This window comes from Acidovorax sp. (assembly GCF_046314175.1).
GTDB lineage: Bacteria > Pseudomonadota > Gammaproteobacteria > Burkholderiales > Burkholderiaceae_C > Acidovorax.
The window spans coordinates 1-14,654 of record NZ_JBKBXG010000027.1 but is presented as its reverse complement, the minus strand read 5'-3'; the positions used below and the strand labels follow the sequence as shown (position 1 = coordinate 14,654).

General features: G+C 64.2%; 13 protein-coding genes. 6 read left to right on the top strand and 7 right to left on the bottom strand.

What is annotated here, in order from left to right:
• Positions 1–17: 17 nt before the first annotated feature.
• The 3 genes from ACK4OE_RS09810 to ACK4OE_RS09800 are packed head-to-tail and all read left to right on the top strand — an operon-like array spanning position 18 to position 1,953.
• Entirely contained in the window at positions 18–143 is a 126-nt protein-coding gene (locus tag ACK4OE_RS09810) for a hypothetical protein (protein ID WP_409884626.1), read from the top strand.
• Positions 140–1,276: an AAA family ATPase gene (locus tag ACK4OE_RS09805; protein ID WP_409884625.1), complete on the top strand. Its 1,137-nt coding sequence runs from the start codon at positions 140–142 to the stop codon at positions 1,274–1,276. The genes ACK4OE_RS09810 and ACK4OE_RS09805 overlap by 4 nt, the downstream gene beginning before the upstream one ends.
• Positions 1,273–1,953 carry a DUF4276 family protein gene (locus tag ACK4OE_RS09800; RefSeq protein WP_409884624.1) on the top strand — a complete coding sequence of 227 codons (681 nt, stop codon included), beginning with the start codon at positions 1,273–1,275 and terminating at the stop codon, positions 1,951–1,953. The genes ACK4OE_RS09805 and ACK4OE_RS09800 overlap by 4 nt, the downstream gene beginning before the upstream one ends.
• Positions 1,954–2,169: 216 nt before the next feature.
• Here the strand turns inward: ACK4OE_RS09800 and ACK4OE_RS09795 are convergent, their stop codons facing one another.
• The 4 genes from ACK4OE_RS09795 to ACK4OE_RS09780 form a co-directional block, all read right to left on the bottom strand.
• Positions 2,170–2,790, bottom strand: coding sequence for a thioredoxin family protein (locus tag ACK4OE_RS09795; RefSeq protein ID WP_409884623.1), 621 nt, complete (start codon positions 2,788–2,790; stop codon positions 2,170–2,172).
• Between the two features lie 63 nt (positions 2,791–2,853).
• Entirely contained in the window at positions 2,854–5,091 is a 2,238-nt protein-coding gene (locus tag ACK4OE_RS09790) for a protein-disulfide reductase DsbD family protein (RefSeq protein ID WP_409884622.1), read from the bottom strand.
• A gap of 115 nt (positions 5,092–5,206) precedes the next feature.
• Positions 5,207–9,076, bottom strand: coding sequence for a DUF748 domain-containing protein (locus tag ACK4OE_RS09785; RefSeq protein WP_409884621.1), 3,870 nt, complete (start codon positions 9,074–9,076; stop codon positions 5,207–5,209).
• Between the two features lie 182 nt (positions 9,077–9,258).
• Positions 9,259–10,011, bottom strand: coding sequence for an alanyl-tRNA editing protein (locus ACK4OE_RS09780; RefSeq protein WP_409884620.1), 753 nt, complete (start codon positions 10,009–10,011; stop codon positions 9,259–9,261).
• Between the two features lie 99 nt (positions 10,012–10,110).
• Between ACK4OE_RS09780 and ACK4OE_RS09775 the strand changes: the two genes are divergently transcribed.
• Positions 10,111–10,473: a hypothetical protein gene (locus ACK4OE_RS09775; protein ID WP_409884619.1), complete on the top strand. Its 363-nt coding sequence runs from the start codon at positions 10,111–10,113 to the stop codon at positions 10,471–10,473.
• A gap of 52 nt (positions 10,474–10,525) precedes the next feature.
• The gene (locus ACK4OE_RS09770) at positions 10,526–11,392 is read left to right on the top strand and encodes a creatininase family protein (protein ID WP_409884618.1); all 867 of its coding nucleotides are present in this window, start codon (positions 10,526–10,528) and stop codon (positions 11,390–11,392) included.
• Positions 11,393–11,451: 59 nt separating this feature from the next.
• On the opposite strand, the gene ACK4OE_RS09765 is transcribed toward ACK4OE_RS09770, so the two are convergent.
• Entirely contained in the window at positions 11,452–12,198 is a 747-nt protein-coding gene (locus ACK4OE_RS09765) for a tripartite tricarboxylate transporter permease (protein ID WP_409884617.1), read from the bottom strand.
• 319 nt (positions 12,199–12,517) lie between these two features.
• Complete coding sequence (locus ACK4OE_RS09760) at positions 12,518–13,189, bottom strand: histidine phosphatase family protein (protein WP_409884616.1); 672 nt, start codon at positions 13,187–13,189, stop codon at positions 12,518–12,520.
• A 232-nt stretch (positions 13,190–13,421) separates the two neighbouring features.
• Here ACK4OE_RS09760 and ACK4OE_RS09755 point away from each other — a divergent pair, with 232 nt between their 5' ends.
• On the top strand, positions 13,422–13,889 hold the full coding sequence (locus ACK4OE_RS09755; RefSeq protein WP_409884615.1) for a DUF2846 domain-containing protein: 468 nt from the start codon (positions 13,422–13,424) through the stop codon (positions 13,887–13,889).
• 63 nt (positions 13,890–13,952) lie between these two features.
• On the opposite strand, the gene ACK4OE_RS09750 is transcribed toward ACK4OE_RS09755, so the two are convergent.
• Positions 13,953–14,654 (bottom strand): threonine dehydratase (locus ACK4OE_RS09750; RefSeq protein WP_409884614.1); only part of this gene is annotated, 702 nt, incomplete at its 5' end.

The following is a 14,654-nucleotide window of genomic DNA, read 5'->3' as shown; positions in this document are numbered from 1 at the left end:
TCTATCCAGCGCATGCAATGAATCCCGCCGAACAAGAATTTTTCACCGAACTCGGCGAAACGCATGACACCCTTCTCCTCGAATTCCCCTCCGGTGCGTTGGCTGTTCAAAATATCGTCCCCGAATCACAGGTCTCGGCATGACTCAAATCCAAAAGCTGACCGTCAAGGGTTACAAATCCATCGCCAAGTTGGAGAGCTTTGCGCTGCGCCCGCTGAACGTTCTGATTGGTGCCAACGGTGCAGGCAAAAGCAATTTCATCGGACTGTTTCGGTTCCTCGCTTCGGTGGTGGGTGATAACTTTCCGGTCGATGTTCAAAAATGGGGTGGGCCTGAGGCGCTGCTGCATTACGGTAGCAAGGTGACACCTCGAATGGATCTGGAGATTCAGTTCTCGGCGAATTCAGGGTTCACTGGGTCGTTTGAAAATGGCTATCGCGTAACGCTGGAGGCCACACAAGACAACCGCTTGGTTTTCTCGCGGGAGGAGCCCACGGTTCGCGGGACGGCCTACAGCTTTCCTAAGGCTTATTCGCTGGGTTCCGGGCATGACAGCGCACGAATTCGAACCGACAAAGACAGTTCCAGCGCCACCGTCAGCCGATATGTACTGGAAAAGCTGCAAATCTGGCGGCAGTACCACTTCCATGACACGGGTGACATGGCGGCGGTTAAGCGCATCCATGCAGTCAATGACAACCTGCGTTTGAAGCCAGATGCAGCCAATCTGGCTGCCTATCTGCGCAAGCTCAAGACCACACCAGCCTTCGAAGCCAGTTATGACCGCATTGTGGAAACCATACGCCGAGCGGCACCGTTCTTTGGTGATTTTGTGTTCCGTGATGAAGCGACCGAGTTCATCGAATTGGAGTGGACTGAACGTGGGCGCCCCGACACGCCTTGGAAAGCTCATGTGCTTTCTGATGGCACTCTGCGTTTCATTTGCCTGACCACATTGCTGCTCCAGCCCAAGGCACTGTTGCCGGAGACCGTGCTGATTGATGAACCTGAACTGGGCTTGCACCCGTTTGCGATCAATTTGTTGGCCGAGATGTTGAAGGGCGCCGCAGATTCGAAACAGGTAATCGTTTCCACGCAGTCAGTGGAGTTGTTGAACAACTTTCAGCCGGAAGATGTGGTGGTTGTGCAACGAGAGGGCGATGCCTCCGTCTTTAAACGCCTGGATGCCGACGAGCTGGCGGATTGGCTGACCGATGACTACAGCCTGGGCGAATTGTGGAAGCGCAACGTGCTGGGCGGGAGGCCAACCCGATGAGCCGCGTTGTCGTGGTCTGCGAGGGCGAGACCGAAGAAGAATTCGTCCGAGATGTGTTGGCGCCGGGCTTTTATGGCGTCGGCCTGTACCTTGAACCGCAAATGGTGGAAACCTCGCCAGGACATCGCGGTGGCGCGTTGAACTATGACAGGGTGAAGCCCCATTTACGCAACACTTTGCGCCAGAAGAGCGCGCCTGTTGTAACAACGCTGTTTGACCTATACAAGCTCGACAAGCGATTTCCGGGGTTTGAGCAATCCAGGTTCACTCCTGATTTGGGTCAAAAGCTCGATCTGCTTCGGCGTGAGTTGCATGCTGATGTGGTAGCCGCTGCGGGTTGCCAACCGGGCCGCTTCATCCCCCACATCCAGCCATATGAATTCGAGGCTCTGCTATTCAGCGATGTACCGACATTGACGCAGGTGGAGCCCGGCTGGCTAGCCGCCAATGGTGTGTTGGCGGCGGCACGCGCAGCAGCGGAGTCGCCCGAGCACATCAATGATCGACCAGAAACCAAACCAGCCGCACACTTGGAGCGTGAGCTGAAGAACCCTAGCTATCGCAAGCGTACGCATGGTCCCATCGCGGCCCAGAAGATTGGACTTACCAAAATCGAGGCTGAATGCGCATTCTTCGCTGCGTGGCTGGCTCAGATCAGGGCACTAACACGACCTTAAGAGATAACTGCGCGCACAAATGAAATCCGATGCGGATGCAGGAGGGGCGCTGGTGCACTCACGACGCCGTAATTTCCACCGTAGAGCAGCGCTTGATCGAGAAACACTTGAACGCACTGAACCGCCCAGGGGCGGTTCGTAGGCCAACTTGTTGTCGAGTGCGTAGACGGTTTAGCGCTGCCTGCTCTGCGTCTGCAGACCGCCACGAGCAGCCCCTCAGGCGGGCGACTTGTACTTGATGCTGCACCCATACGGCTGCGTCGTTGCCGCCGAAATCGGCTTGCCCGCCAGCGCCTCCGACAGCCCCACCTTCACATAGTTGGTGGCCTTCTCAATGTCCGCCGGGCGGGCCGACGGGATGCTGTCGATGCCGCCTGCATACACCAACTGGCCTTGCGGGTTGACGATGTACATGTGGGGTGTGGTGCGCGCGCCATAGCTCTTGCCCACTGTGCCTTCTTCATCCATCAGGATGGCGCTGGGGGCGGACTTGCGCTCTGCCTTCCAGGCCACCAGCTTGGCGGGCTCCAGGTAGTCGCTGCTGGCTTTTTCGGTGGAGTTGATGGCAAGCCACACTACGCCTTTGCCGGTGGCGTCTTTCTGCGTGGCGGGCATGTTGCCGCTGTCGTAGTGTTTGCGCACAAAGGGGCAGCCGGGGTTGGTCCATTCCAGCACCACATGTTTGCCCTTGAAGTCCGACAGCCGCACGGTTTTACCGGTGGCGTCCTTGAGCGTGAAGTCGGGGGCGGGCTGGCCCACGGTGGCGGCGGCTTGGGCGCTGCCTGCGGCAAACAGGGCGGCGGCGGTGGCGATCAACGTACGGCGAAGCATCTTCATGACAAATCTCCTGAAGGGTCGGTGGTTGAAAAAAGAACGCGGGCGAAACCTCTGTCTATCTATCTACAACTGTGCAATGGTGGCGCGGACTTCGTCCACGCTCAGCACCTCGGTCAACACCACCGGCGGCTTGCCGGGGCGGTAGAACACATACACGGGCACGCCGCTGCGGCCCAGCGCGGCCAGCGCGGCGGTGATGGCCGGGTCGCGGCGCGTCCAGTCGGCGCGCAGCAGGGCCACGTTCTTGGTCTGCAGGTCGGCCAGGACGTCCGCATTGGCCAGCGTGGTTTTCTTGTTGTACTGGCAGGTCACGCACCAGGCGGCGGTGAAGTCCACAAACACGGGGCGGCCACCGGCCACGATCTGCTCGGCGGCGCCAGGTGCCCAGGGTTGCCAGTCGGTGGCGGATGCCTGCGTGGCGCTTTGCTTAGTAGGCACGTTGGTGATGTGGGGCACAAAGGCCCAACCCAGCAGCGCCATCGTCGCCAGCGATACGGTGGCCATCCACACACGCGCACGCCCGGCCAGCGACAGCGCCCACACCACCAGCGACAGCCCCACCAGCAGGATCAACAGCGCACCCGCGCCGTCGATGCCACTTTGTTGCCCCAGCACCCACACCAGCCAGACCACGGTGGCAAACATGGGAAACGCCATGAGCTTGCGGAACGTGTCCATCCACGCGCCGGGGCGGGGCAGTGCGCGTGCCACGGCGGGGATGAAGCTGGCGGCCAGAAACGGCAGCGCCAGCCCCAGGCCCAGCGCCGCAAACACGGCCAGCGCCTGCAGTGCGGGCAAAGTAGCGGTGAGGCCCAGCGATGCGCCCATGAACGGTGCGGTGCAGGGCGACGCCACGGCCACGGCCAGCACTCCGGTCAGAAAACTGTCGGCCACAGGGTGCCTCGCCTGCAGGCTGGCCACCGAAGAGGGTAGGAAATGCCCGAACTCGAACACGCCCGCCAGATTGAGCGCGATCAGCGTGAACAGCGCTGCCAGCGACGCCACCACGGCGGGCGACTGCAGCTGAAAGCCCCAGCCAATCGCCTCGCCCGCCGCGCGCAAGCCCAGCATGAGCGCGCCCAGCGCAATGAACGACAGCACCACGCCCGCTGTGTAGGCGATGCCGCTGATGCGGTGCGCGCGCCGGTCCTGCGCATGCTGGGTGAAACCCACCACTTTGATCGCCAGCACCGGGAACACGCAGGGCATGAGGTTGAGGATCAGGCCGCCGAGCAAGGCGCCCAGCAGTGCGGCGGTGAGGGTGAGGGACGATGCGCCTGAACCCGAAGTTGAAGCTGCCACAGCCTGCGCCGCATTGGCCTTGAGCGCCGCCTCCAGGGCGGGCGACACGGTGGCCATCGACGCCGCTTGGGGCCAGGTGCCCAGCACCTTTAGCTCGACCCGGTAGCCGGTGCGGGTGTCGGGGCCGGGGGCGTGTGCGGGCGTCTGCTCGGCCAGCACCACGGGCATCAGGCTGGGGCCGTTGCTGCGCTGGGCTGACAGGGGAATCTTGGCGGTCCACACGCTGCCGTTCCATGCCTGTTTCCACTGCGCGGCGTTTTCGATGACTTCGCTGGTTTCAGGGAACAGATCCAGCGTCTTGCCGCGCAGCGCCACGGGCAGGCCCTGCACGCTGACCTGCAGCGCCTTGCTGTCGTCTGCCAACTGCGCCTGGCTGTCGGGCACGATGCCGTTGGTGCCCGCCATCACGGGCTTGGGTTGTGCCTGGGCGGCCGCCTCGAAAGCGGCACCGTTCAGTGCGGTGGTGCTTTTGATGGGCAACTGCAGTGTGAACTCGCCCTCTTCAGGAATGCACTCCTTGCGGCACACCAGCCACGAGGCGCGCAGCTTGATGGTGGCGTCCTGCACCAGTGGGCCGGGTGCAAAGGTGCTGGCCACGGTGACCGGGATGGGCAGCAGCACCGTGCCCTCATAGCCATAGTTGGCCAGCGTGCCAATGGGAATCTTCTTGGGCAGGGGCCAGGCGATCTCGTTCGCGTCCAGCCCGGCGGGAAGCTGCCACTCCAGCTCGGTGGGCAGGCCGGAGTCGCCGGGGTTTTTCCAGTAGGTGTGCCACTCGGGCTGGTGGGTGATCTGCAGCCCCAGCCACAGCGGCTGGCCCGGCGCCACGCCCTGCGGCGCATGGGCCAGCAACTCGGCGCGCACATACGGCGTGGTGACCACGCTGGTGCCTTGTCCGGTGGTTTTTGAGCTAAATTGGGCGCTAGCGCTCGTCCAGTAAGCGCTAGCAGCTATCAAAAGCAGAGTAACTGCAAGGCGGTGGAGCAGGCGGTAGGGCATGGTTGCAGTGTGGGAGCGGGGCAGGTGGTTTTGGTTCCTGTGCCCAGCGCTCTGCCTGCGGGGCGATCAGGCTGGCTGGCGGGAGATTCCCCGGAACCTCCCGCCAGCCAGCCGCCTATTGTGTCGCCAGGGTCAATTCCGCACGCGGTGTCCACTTTTCGGGCTGCTTGCCCGATTTGGGTGCCGCCACAAACAGTCGGTCCACCGGCAGCTTTTGCGACACCAGATACGAACGGATGGCCTGACCGCGCTGCGTGGCCAGATCAGCCGCTATGGCCTCGGTGGCGGGTTGGTTGGCCAGCAGCAGGGCTTCCATCTCGGGCACCGTGAGCTCCTTGGCCAGACCGACCAGGTTGCGCGGCTTGGGCATGTCGGCGCGGCCATACACCGCCTTGAGCAGGGCGGGGTATTCAGCGGCCGACACGGGGGCGGTGTCCGCCGGGTTGGCGCGGCGTTTTTCGGCCAGCACCTTTTGCTGCAGGCTTTCGCGCTGCAGGCCCTCACGCTCGTCTTGCAGGCTGGCCATGCCGGTCACGGTGATCTTGAGCGCAGGGCGTTCGGCCAGTGCCTTGACCACCTTGCCCAGGTTCTGCTGCGCCTCGGGTGTGAGCGTGGCGCTGCCGGGGGCAAAGGGCACGTTGCTCATCTCGTCGCCGCCACCCAAGGCGCTGGCCAGCAGGCTGAACGGCGAGGTCAGCGCCTTGCCGATCAGGTTGACGATGATCTTGAAGATCACGGGGCCCACGCGGAACTGCGGGTCGTTCAGCGAGCCGCTGATGGGCAGGTCCAGGTCGATCACGCCGTTGCGGTCGGCCAGCAGGGCCACGGCCAGCTTCACGGGCAGGCTGTTGGGGGCGCCCTCCACGGGCTCGCCAAAGGTCAGCTGGTGGAGCACCAGCCGGTTGCTGGCGGTGAGCTGGCCATTGGGCAGCACCTTGTAGTTCACGTCCACGCTGAGCTTGCCGCGTTCGATGCCATGGCCCGCGTACTTGACCGCGTACGGCGTGAGCGGTGGCAGCTCCAGGTCGCGCACCTTGCCCACGATGTCGAGGGCCAGCGGCTTGGCCAGCGGGTTCAGCTTGCCGGTGACTTCGAGTGACGCCGAGCCCTCGGCGCGGCCGCGCAGCTCCAGGTCGGCCAGCACGGGCTCGCCACCGGGCGCTTGGGACGAGAACGCGCTGAGCTTGCCGGTCAGCTCCGAGAGGTCGGCCGAGTAGTTGGGCTTGATGAAAAAGTCCGAGAACAACACCTTGCCGTTGACCAGGCTCACTGGGCCAAACACCACCACAGGGGCCAGCGGGTCGGCCTGGGCTACGGCGGCAGCGGCTGGGGCAGACGCTGCGGGCGCTGCCTTCGCGGGGGGCACCGCAGGTGCGTTGGCGCTCGCCGCATTGGCGGCCTGGGCCTCCGCCGGGGTCTTGGCAATGTCGCTCAGGTTGATACGGCCCGCTTCGTTGATGGTGACGCGGGCAAAAAAGTCCACCAGGCTGGTTTCTTTAACCTCCACGCGCGGCGCGGTGCCGGGCGCGGTGGCGACGCTCAGGCCCCGCAGGTTCAGGCTCTTCCAGGCCAGCAGTTCCTCGCCCACCTGGGCTTCGGTCTTGGGGGTGGATGCGGCGGTGCTGTTGGCCTGGAGTTCTTCGACCACCGCATCGCCCGCTAGGCGCAGGCTGATGCCTTTGTCCGTCTGCGTCAGGGCGACCTGACCGCGATAGCCCACATCGGCGCGCAGCAGCTCCACCGCAAACTGGCCGGCTAGGTAGCCGTCCAGGGCGTGCAGGGGCAGGCGGGTGGCGTCGAGCTTGCCCTCTGTGGCCAGCGGCTGCAGCGCCAGTGTGCCCTGGTAGTCGAGCTTGCCCGGTGCAGCCTTGTTGTTACTACCGCCCTTGCCCGGCGCCGCTGCGCGGGCCGTGAGCTGGAAAGCTTCGGGCTTGCTGCCGTCGGTGGCCAGGTTGCGGGCGGTGATGCCCAGGGCGGTCACTTCCAGTGCCACAGGGCGCTGCTGGGCGTTGTCCGCAAAAGAGACGGTTCCGCCTTGCAGCGAGAAATCGGCCACGCGCAGCTTCCAGGGCGGGGTGGTCGCAGAAACCGCCTCGGTGGCGGGGGGCGTGCCTTGGGGCGCGGCTGCAGCTTTGAGCCAGCGCTCAAACATCCAGCGCCCGTCCGCGCCGCGCTCGATGATGGCCTGGAGCTGGCTCAGGGCCAGGCGCTCCAGCGTGGCGGTGCGGGTGTCTAGCGGCACCAGTACACCGGCCAGTTCCAGCTTGCCCAGACTGGCCAGCGTGGTTTTGCCCTGCTTGACGGCCAATTGCTCCAGAGCCAAGGGGCCAGCGGTCAGCGTGACGCCGGTGGCTCCGGTTTGTGCGGCTTGGGGTGGGGGTGCTTGCCACAACACGCCCACCTCGCCGGTGAGCTGGCCGGTCACCACGGGCTCCAGCGCCTGGGCCAGGTAGGGGGCGGCTAGTTGCAGTGCCAGCGCATTCAGGGTGGCATTGACCTGCGCTTTCTGGTCGGTGGCTTCGCCGGTAAAACTGTGCGTGGTGCCCTGCAGATTGATCCCGCCCTTGAAGGTGAAAGGCTTGGCGTCCTGGGGGGCGAAGGGCAGCGCCACGTCGGCCACATCCAGCGTGAAGTCGGTGGCCTGCACAGCGGCTGCGGGGCGGGTGGTTTGGTCGGACCAGCGCAAGGTGCCGCCGCGCACTGCGGCAGTGGCGACTTCTACGGCCCAGGACGGTGCGGCTTTGGCCTTGGCCTTGGTTTTGGCTGCAGAGGCGGTGACGGCCGGGGCCGATGCCGATGTTGTGCTCGCCGCGGCCTCGGGCGAGGAGGCTGGTTCTGTTGATGCAGGTGCAGATGCGTTTGTGGTGGCGGGTGCAACCGGTGCAGCGGGCTCCTCCTTGGTGGGAAGTGAAGGCTTGGCAGGCGCTGCGGGCGGCGCCCATTGCGCCAGGTTGATCACGCCTGCGGCGTCGCGCGTGGCGGTGACCACAGGCGCGGTCAGCTCCACGTGCTGCAGGCGCACCACCTGCTCCAGCGGGCGCACGTCGGCCATGTCGATCTTCAGGCGCTCGTAGCTCAGCAGGTCGGCGCCCTGGCGGTCGGTGATCCGCACGCCGCTGGCCACCACGGTGCCCGTCAGCTTGACGGCCATGCGCGGGTGCTGCTCAAAGGCCACTTTCACGTCGGCATCCAGCGTGGCGCCCTGCACCTTGATGGGCAGGTCGGCCGGCAGGTAGGCCAGGTAGGGTGCGAGGTTCAGTCCGTCCAGGCGCAGTTGGGCGTCGGCCTTGCCCGTTTGGGTAAACGGCGTGCCTTGCGCCGACGAATCGAACTGGCTGCCATCGAGCGCGAACGCCAAGTGCGGCTCGACCTTGACTTCGCGCTGCGAGGGCAGGGTGCTGATAAAGGGCACGGTGAGTGCCAGCGCGCGCACTTCGTTTGTCGTGGGGGTGGTGCCCACGGACTGGTCGGTGAAGTCGATGCTGCCGCCGGTCAGGGCCAGGTTGTACAGCGCCAAGCGCGCGGGGCCCGTGGCGGGCTCGGGCTCGCTGGGGGGCGCTGTGACCTTGGCGATGATGTCGTCCACGTCATAGCGGCCGTCACCCAGGTAGGTGATACGCAGCACCGGGTTTTCAATGGTGAAGGCGTCCACCACCGGGGCCATGCGCACAATGGATTGCAGCTCGCCATTGGCATAGATGCGGCCAATTGTTAGCTGCGGCGGCGCGCCGTTGGCACCCGCCACGGCCACATCACGCAGGGCAAATTCCAGGCTCCATGGCTGAAAGTCGAGGGCGCCGATAGTCACTGCGCGGCCCAGTCGCTCGGAGGCGATGCGCTCCAGGGGCCCCTTGGCCAGCGGTGGAACGGCCAGCCAGGTGACCAGCCACAACACAATCAAAGCCGCCATTGCGCGGAGGGCAGGGCGGAACCAGCGGTGCTGGCGCAGGAAGGCAAAGGACACGGAGCGCAGGGAGATCGGCATGGCAGCAGGCAAGGTGAGCGCTGCAGCGCCGGGAGAACCGGTCGCAGCAACCCGAGAATCGGGCTGGTGCTGCGCGCGGGCGTTATTGTCCCTGTTGTCCACCAGCCCGAGTAAGCCAATGCAACCGGCGGCTGCGGTGGCTCAAGATTGTTGACAGTAGCGTTGGATGCTCTTCGCTTCGCTCACTGGGCGAAGCCCAGAACCACCCTGCGGGTGGTGGCGCTTTTCTTTTCAATCTTCGTCACCACGATGGCACCGATTTCCGACGTGTTGGCCACATGCGTGCCCCCACAAGGCTGCAGGTCGATCAGCGGCGCGTCGTCGCCACCAATGCGGATGGTGCGGATGCGCCCACTGCCGCGCGGGGGCTGCACGCTCATGCTTTTGACCAGGGCGGGGTTGGCGTCCAGTTCTTCGTCGCTGATCGAGGCCACCGTGAGTGGGTGCGCGGCGGCCACCAGGGAGGCGATGGCAGCGGTGAGCTGCTCCTTGTCCAGCGGGTCGGTCATCGCAAAATCCAGCCGCGCATAGTCGGGCGTGATGGAGCAGCCGTTGACCAGTTGCGGCACCACGTGGCACAGCAGGTGGCTGGTGGTGTGCAGGCGCATCATGCGGTGGCGGCGTTCCCAGTCGATGCGGGCCGTGACGGTGGCGCCGGGTGCGAGCTGTGCCACGCGGTCTTCCTGGCCCGGCGCGGGGATGTGCACGATGTCGCTGGTGGCGTTGCCTTCGGCATCCTTGCCCTTGCGGGTGTCGGCGATGGCGATTTCGGTGCCATTGGCCAGCACCAGCACGCCGCTGTCACCGGCCTGGCCGCCACCCAGCGGGTAGAACACCGTGCGGTCCAGCACGATGCCGCCGATGTCGGTGATGGCAGTGACCTGCGCGCCACATTCGCGCAGGTAGGCGTCTTGTCGGAAGAGGTCTTGGGTCATGCGGTGATGGTAGCGGGATGGGCGGCGGCGCGTTGCCAGGCGGCGGGCGATATGCTGGGCCGCGCGGCCTGTTGCCGTATCTTTGTGGTGTTGTTATTCATGAACCCGCTTGCACCCATACCGCCGTCTGATTCTCCATCTGCTCCGCGCCCTTCCCGCGCAGCGGTGCGTTGGTCCTGTCTGCTGGACGGATTTTTGCTGGCTCTGTGTGCGCTGCTGGTGGCGCTGTCGTACTACAGCTTCACGCTGTATTGCGAGAACTTCGGCTGCATTGGCAAGGGGCTGATGTGGATGCTGTGGGTCGTGTGTGCCACCGTGGGCTGGGTGGTGGCATGGGTGGTGCGCGCGTGGCAGCGCCGCCGTGGCCTGGGCACCCGTACCAGCGGGCTGGCGTTTGTAGGCATATCGGTGATGGGCGCGGGGCACCTGCTTTACTGGCTGGGCACCACTGCACTCCGATAGCGCAACCGCCGGGTGCCTGGGCGCGCACCGCTGCTGCGACTACCATCACGCCATGACCGCTGCCGCTGCGCCCCCCTCCGCCTCGCCTGTACTGCCCTCGCGCTTCTGGGCCGACCTGTCCACCCGCGACTTTGCCGCGCTGCAAAGCACGGGCCAGGCCGATCTGGTGGTCGCCGTGCTGCCAGTGGCGGCCATCGAGCAGCACGGCCCGCACCTGCCGCTGTCGGTAGATGCCACGCTGCTGCAGGGCGTGATCGACGCCGCGATGCCGCAGCTGCCTGCCGACCTGCCCGTGCTGTTTTTGCCCCCGCAGAACGTGGGCCTGAGCCCGGAGCACATCCGCTTCCCCGGCACGCTCACCCTGTCGCCCGCCACCGTGATTGCGCTGTGGACCGAGATCGGCGAGTGTGTGGCCCGTGCGGGCATCAAGAAGCTGCTGCTGTTCAACGGCCACGGCGGCCAGGTCAGCGTGATGGACATCGTCGCGCGCGAGCTGCGCACCCGCTGCGACCTCATCGTCTACAGCGCCAGCTGGTTCAGCCTGCCGCTGCCCGAGGCGGTGGCGGGCCAGTTCAGCGGCGAGGAGCACCGCTTTGGCATCCACGCGGGCGAGATCGAGACATCGATGATGCTGCACCTCGCGCCCGCCACCGTGTACATGGAGCATGCGCGGGATTTCCGCTCCACGTCGCAAGACCGGTCGGAGCGCTACGCCATTCTGGGTAACGGAAAAAGCGCCAAGCTGGGCTGGCAGATGCAGGACTACCACCCGGCCGGTGCGGTGGGTAATGCGGCCGGAGCCACGGCCGGCAAAGGGAGGTCGGTGGTGGACGCTGCGGCAGGGCAACTGGTGGCGCTGCTTCGGGAGTTGCAGGCGTTGCCGCTTTCGACCCTGGTGGACGAGGTTCGGTCGCTTTAGATTTTTGTCAGCACTCAAACGTCAGCAAGCGCTGCCGCCCGCCCTGGCGGCTTATCGCTTTATCCACGCACGGGATTCGCCGCCACGCGGCTAGTTTGACTACGCTCGAGCAGATAGGCGCGCAATACAAGCACAAGCACACCCGCAAGAATCAGTCCGGCCACTATGGGACGGTGCAGCAACCCCGGCGCCCATTCACCGCGACTCAACAGCAACGCACGCCGCAGGTTCTGCTCCAACAGGGGGGATGCCAACATGCCTACCAACAGCGGTACCACGGCGCAACCGAGCTGCATAAACACCAAGCCTGCAGCCGCTGCCACAGCGCAAACTCCCCACAACTCTGGCGTCAATCCATACCAAGCCATGAGCCCGCCACACCACGCTGCAGCGAACGGTCCTGTCCAAGCGGGACGCTGCGACCAGCCTGCGGTGGCAATGAGCGCGGCCGATGCAGGCCAGAAGCCCAGACATTGGTACACCGTGTTCCAAATTGCCATCCTCCTGGATGTCGCGGGGATCCGAGGCATGGCGTGCCGCGCGATCTGAGGTACCACTAGAGCAAACAGAGCCACGCAGCTCACCAATACCATAGGGTCCTCTTGCAACAGCTCCAGTCCCGGCAAGTGGCGTGGGTCACCGAACCCGTCCAGCCCCTGAGTGCCCAGAAGCAAACCCATCACCGCCATACCGCTAGATCGGGTCAGCGGTTGTGGCGCTGCTACGCAAGCCACAAGCAGCAAAAGTGTCAATATGGCCACGTACTCTGCAGGCCCGAAGCGAAATGCGATGTCTGCCCAGTTCATTTGGAAAAGGACTCTACGGAATGTTGGTTTTGGAAGTAGCTAGTGCTTGAAGTGGGCATGGCGGCGGGATTCTCTCACTGGGCTTGCGCAGCCTCGATTTACCCAGATTCCTGGCTGAGTCCGTACCCCAAACCTCCCGCTTGCCGAAACATGCTCGCGGCCTTTGGTTTACCGATGCGGGCCTGTCCAGTGAATGACCATTGGGAGAACCCGAAGTCTGATCACCCATTTTTTTGTCATGCGGGTTAGCTATAAATTAAATAGCAAAAAAAGATTGTCCAATAAGCGCTAGAGACCAGAAAAACTCATGTTCAGGGGGTCACGCGTGCGTCACCCACTCCGCATGCTCCAGCTCATTCAGATGCGGCAGCGTATTGAACGTCTGCAGCATCAACCGTTTGGGCGAGATCGAGAACTCCGTCACCGCGCTGTTGCGGATGCGCATGTTCAGCGCAATGGTCACCTCGGGTGCGGTGCCCAGCACCTCTCCCACGGCCGTGGAAATGGGGCCGCCGCTGCTCACCAGCAGCACTTTCTGGCCCGCGTGGTGTTGGCGTATATGGTCCAGCGCAGCGCGCACGCCGGCTGAAAATTCGTTCCACGTCGGCATGCCCTGCGGGCTGATGACGCCCGCCATCCATTGCGCCAGCGCGTCGCACAGAACACGAAAGTGTGCACGGTAGCGCTCGGGCGTGTCGGCCGGACCCAGGGGTTGGGGGTGGATGGCGCTGATGAGTGCATGGCTGTCGTACTCGTTCAGTCCCGGCAGTTGCAGTACCTCGGGCGTGATCTGCAAGCCCTCTGCAATGCCCTCCAGCGTTTGCGTGTGGCGGCGCAGCGTGCCAGTGATGACAGCGTCAAACTGCATGCTGCGCGCTCGCCAGTGTTCGCCCAAAAGCACCGCCTGCTCTCGGCCGCGTGCGCTCAGCTGGTCGTAGTTTTCAGCGCCAAACGAGGCCTGGCCGTGGCGCACGAGGTAGAGGGTTCCCATCTGGAGCATTGTGGAAACAAAGCTTCTGAATGCTTGTCGCTGGAGCGACTGGTGCTATCAATTAACGAGCGTGTGTGCTGCAAAGCAACAAATCTCGTGATGGTCAAACACCCGGATTTGCGCGTGGCGATTTGCCATATGCCGTAGCTAGAATTCTCAAAGCAAGGCGTAGGGAAGCTTGACTCTTTGACGGGAGTTCGGTGGCTTTGCTGTCATTCATTTCACAACAATCATGAAGAAATCAATTTATCTCGCGCTGGCACTTTCTGTGCTGATGACTGGTTGCGCGTCAGTCAATATGGCTTCCAAAGAGGAGTCGGCCAAGGTCAAGCAGTTTCAGCCACCGCCAGCTGGCAAGGCCGGGGTCTATCTTTACCGCAACAGCTTTGTGGGCAAGGCATTGACCAAGGACCTGCGCATTGACGGCGCTTGCGTGGGCTCCAGCGCGCCCGATGTGTTTTTCTACACCGAGGTCGAGGGCGGTAAAAAGCACGTTGTGGAGACCGAGTCGGAGTTCTCGCCCAACAAGCTCGAGCTGCTTTTTGATTCGGGCAAAAACTACTTCATTCGCCAGTTCATCAAGATGGGCGTTTTTGTCGGCGGTGCTGATTTGGAGCAAGTGACTGAAGAGCAAGGCAAGGCAGATGTGGCCAAGCTGGAGCTGGCAGAAAGCGGCAAGTGCCGCCCTCCAGTGAAGTAAATTCACAGCGGTCGGAAAGAGAAGGGGCTTTGGCCCCTTTTTTTGTGCGCCGCAGGTTTGGCCTCAGGCGGCTTGCAGCGCACCTGCAAACATCGGCGCATCCACGTTGCCGCCGGTCAACGCCAGGCCCACGTGCAAGCCCTTGAGCTCGTCGCGCTCCTGCAGCGCCGCCGCCAGCGCAGCCGCCCCTGCACCTTCGGCCACGTTGTGCGTGTCGGTGAACAAGGCGCGCATGGCGGCGGCCACTTCGGCGTCGCTGACCTGCACGATGTGGTCGATGTGCGGGGCCATCACGGCCAGCGCCTCGGGGTCGGCCACGCGGCAGGCCATGCCGTCGGCCAGATGGGTGCTGACGGGCGCCTCGATCACGCGGCCGGCGGCCAGCGAATCGGCATAGGTGGTGGCGTGGCTGCTGACCACTCCGACCACGCGCACCGAGTGCTGCAGGGCCAGCTTGGCCGCGATGGCCGAGCACGCACCCGAGCCTTGGCCGATGGGCACATACACCACGTCGAGCTGAGGCACGGCGCGCAAGAACTCCCACCAATACGTGCTCACGCCGCGCAGCAGGTCGGGGTGGAAGCTGGGCACCATGTGGGCGCCGCGCTGGGCCGCGAGCTGGATGGCGTGTTCGCGCGCTTCTTGGAAGTCGTCGCCGTGTTCGATGAGCGTGACGCCCAGTGCGCGCATGGCAGCGTTTTTCTCGACCGAATTGCCGCGTGGCACGACGATGGTGCAGGCCACGCCGTGGCGGCGCGCGGCCCA

Bases quoted from the DNA above. Each gene is read 5' to 3' on its own strand.
- ACK4OE_RS09810 (WP_409884626.1), top strand. From the start codon at position 18: ATGAATCCCGCCGAACAAGAATTTTTCACCGAACTCGGCGAAACGCAT.
- ACK4OE_RS09805 (WP_409884625.1), top strand. From the start codon at position 140: ATGACTCAAATCCAAAAGCTGACCGTCAAGGGTTACAAATCCATCGCC.
- ACK4OE_RS09800 (WP_409884624.1), top strand. From the start codon at position 1,273: ATGAGCCGCGTTGTCGTGGTCTGCGAGGGCGAGACCGAAGAAGAATTC.
- ACK4OE_RS09795 (WP_409884623.1), bottom strand. From the start codon at position 2,790: ATGAAGATGCTTCGCCGTACGTTGATCGCCACCGCCGCCGCCCTGTTT.
- ACK4OE_RS09790 (WP_409884622.1), bottom strand. From the start codon at position 5,091: ATGCCCTACCGCCTGCTCCACCGCCTTGCAGTTACTCTGCTTTTGATA.
- ACK4OE_RS09785 (WP_409884621.1), bottom strand. From the start codon at position 9,076: ATGCCGATCTCCCTGCGCTCCGTGTCCTTTGCCTTCCTGCGCCAGCAC.
- ACK4OE_RS09780 (WP_409884620.1), bottom strand. From the start codon at position 10,011: ATGACCCAAGACCTCTTCCGACAAGACGCCTACCTGCGCGAATGTGGC.
- ACK4OE_RS09775 (WP_409884619.1), top strand. From the start codon at position 10,111: ATGAACCCGCTTGCACCCATACCGCCGTCTGATTCTCCATCTGCTCCG.
- ACK4OE_RS09770 (WP_409884618.1), top strand. From the start codon at position 10,526: ATGACCGCTGCCGCTGCGCCCCCCTCCGCCTCGCCTGTACTGCCCTCG.
- ACK4OE_RS09765 (WP_409884617.1), bottom strand. From the start codon at position 12,198: ATGAACTGGGCAGACATCGCATTTCGCTTCGGGCCTGCAGAGTACGTG.
- ACK4OE_RS09760 (WP_409884616.1), bottom strand. From the start codon at position 13,189: ATGGGAACCCTCTACCTCGTGCGCCACGGCCAGGCCTCGTTTGGCGCT.
- ACK4OE_RS09755 (WP_409884615.1), top strand. From the start codon at position 13,422: ATGAAGAAATCAATTTATCTCGCGCTGGCACTTTCTGTGCTGATGACT.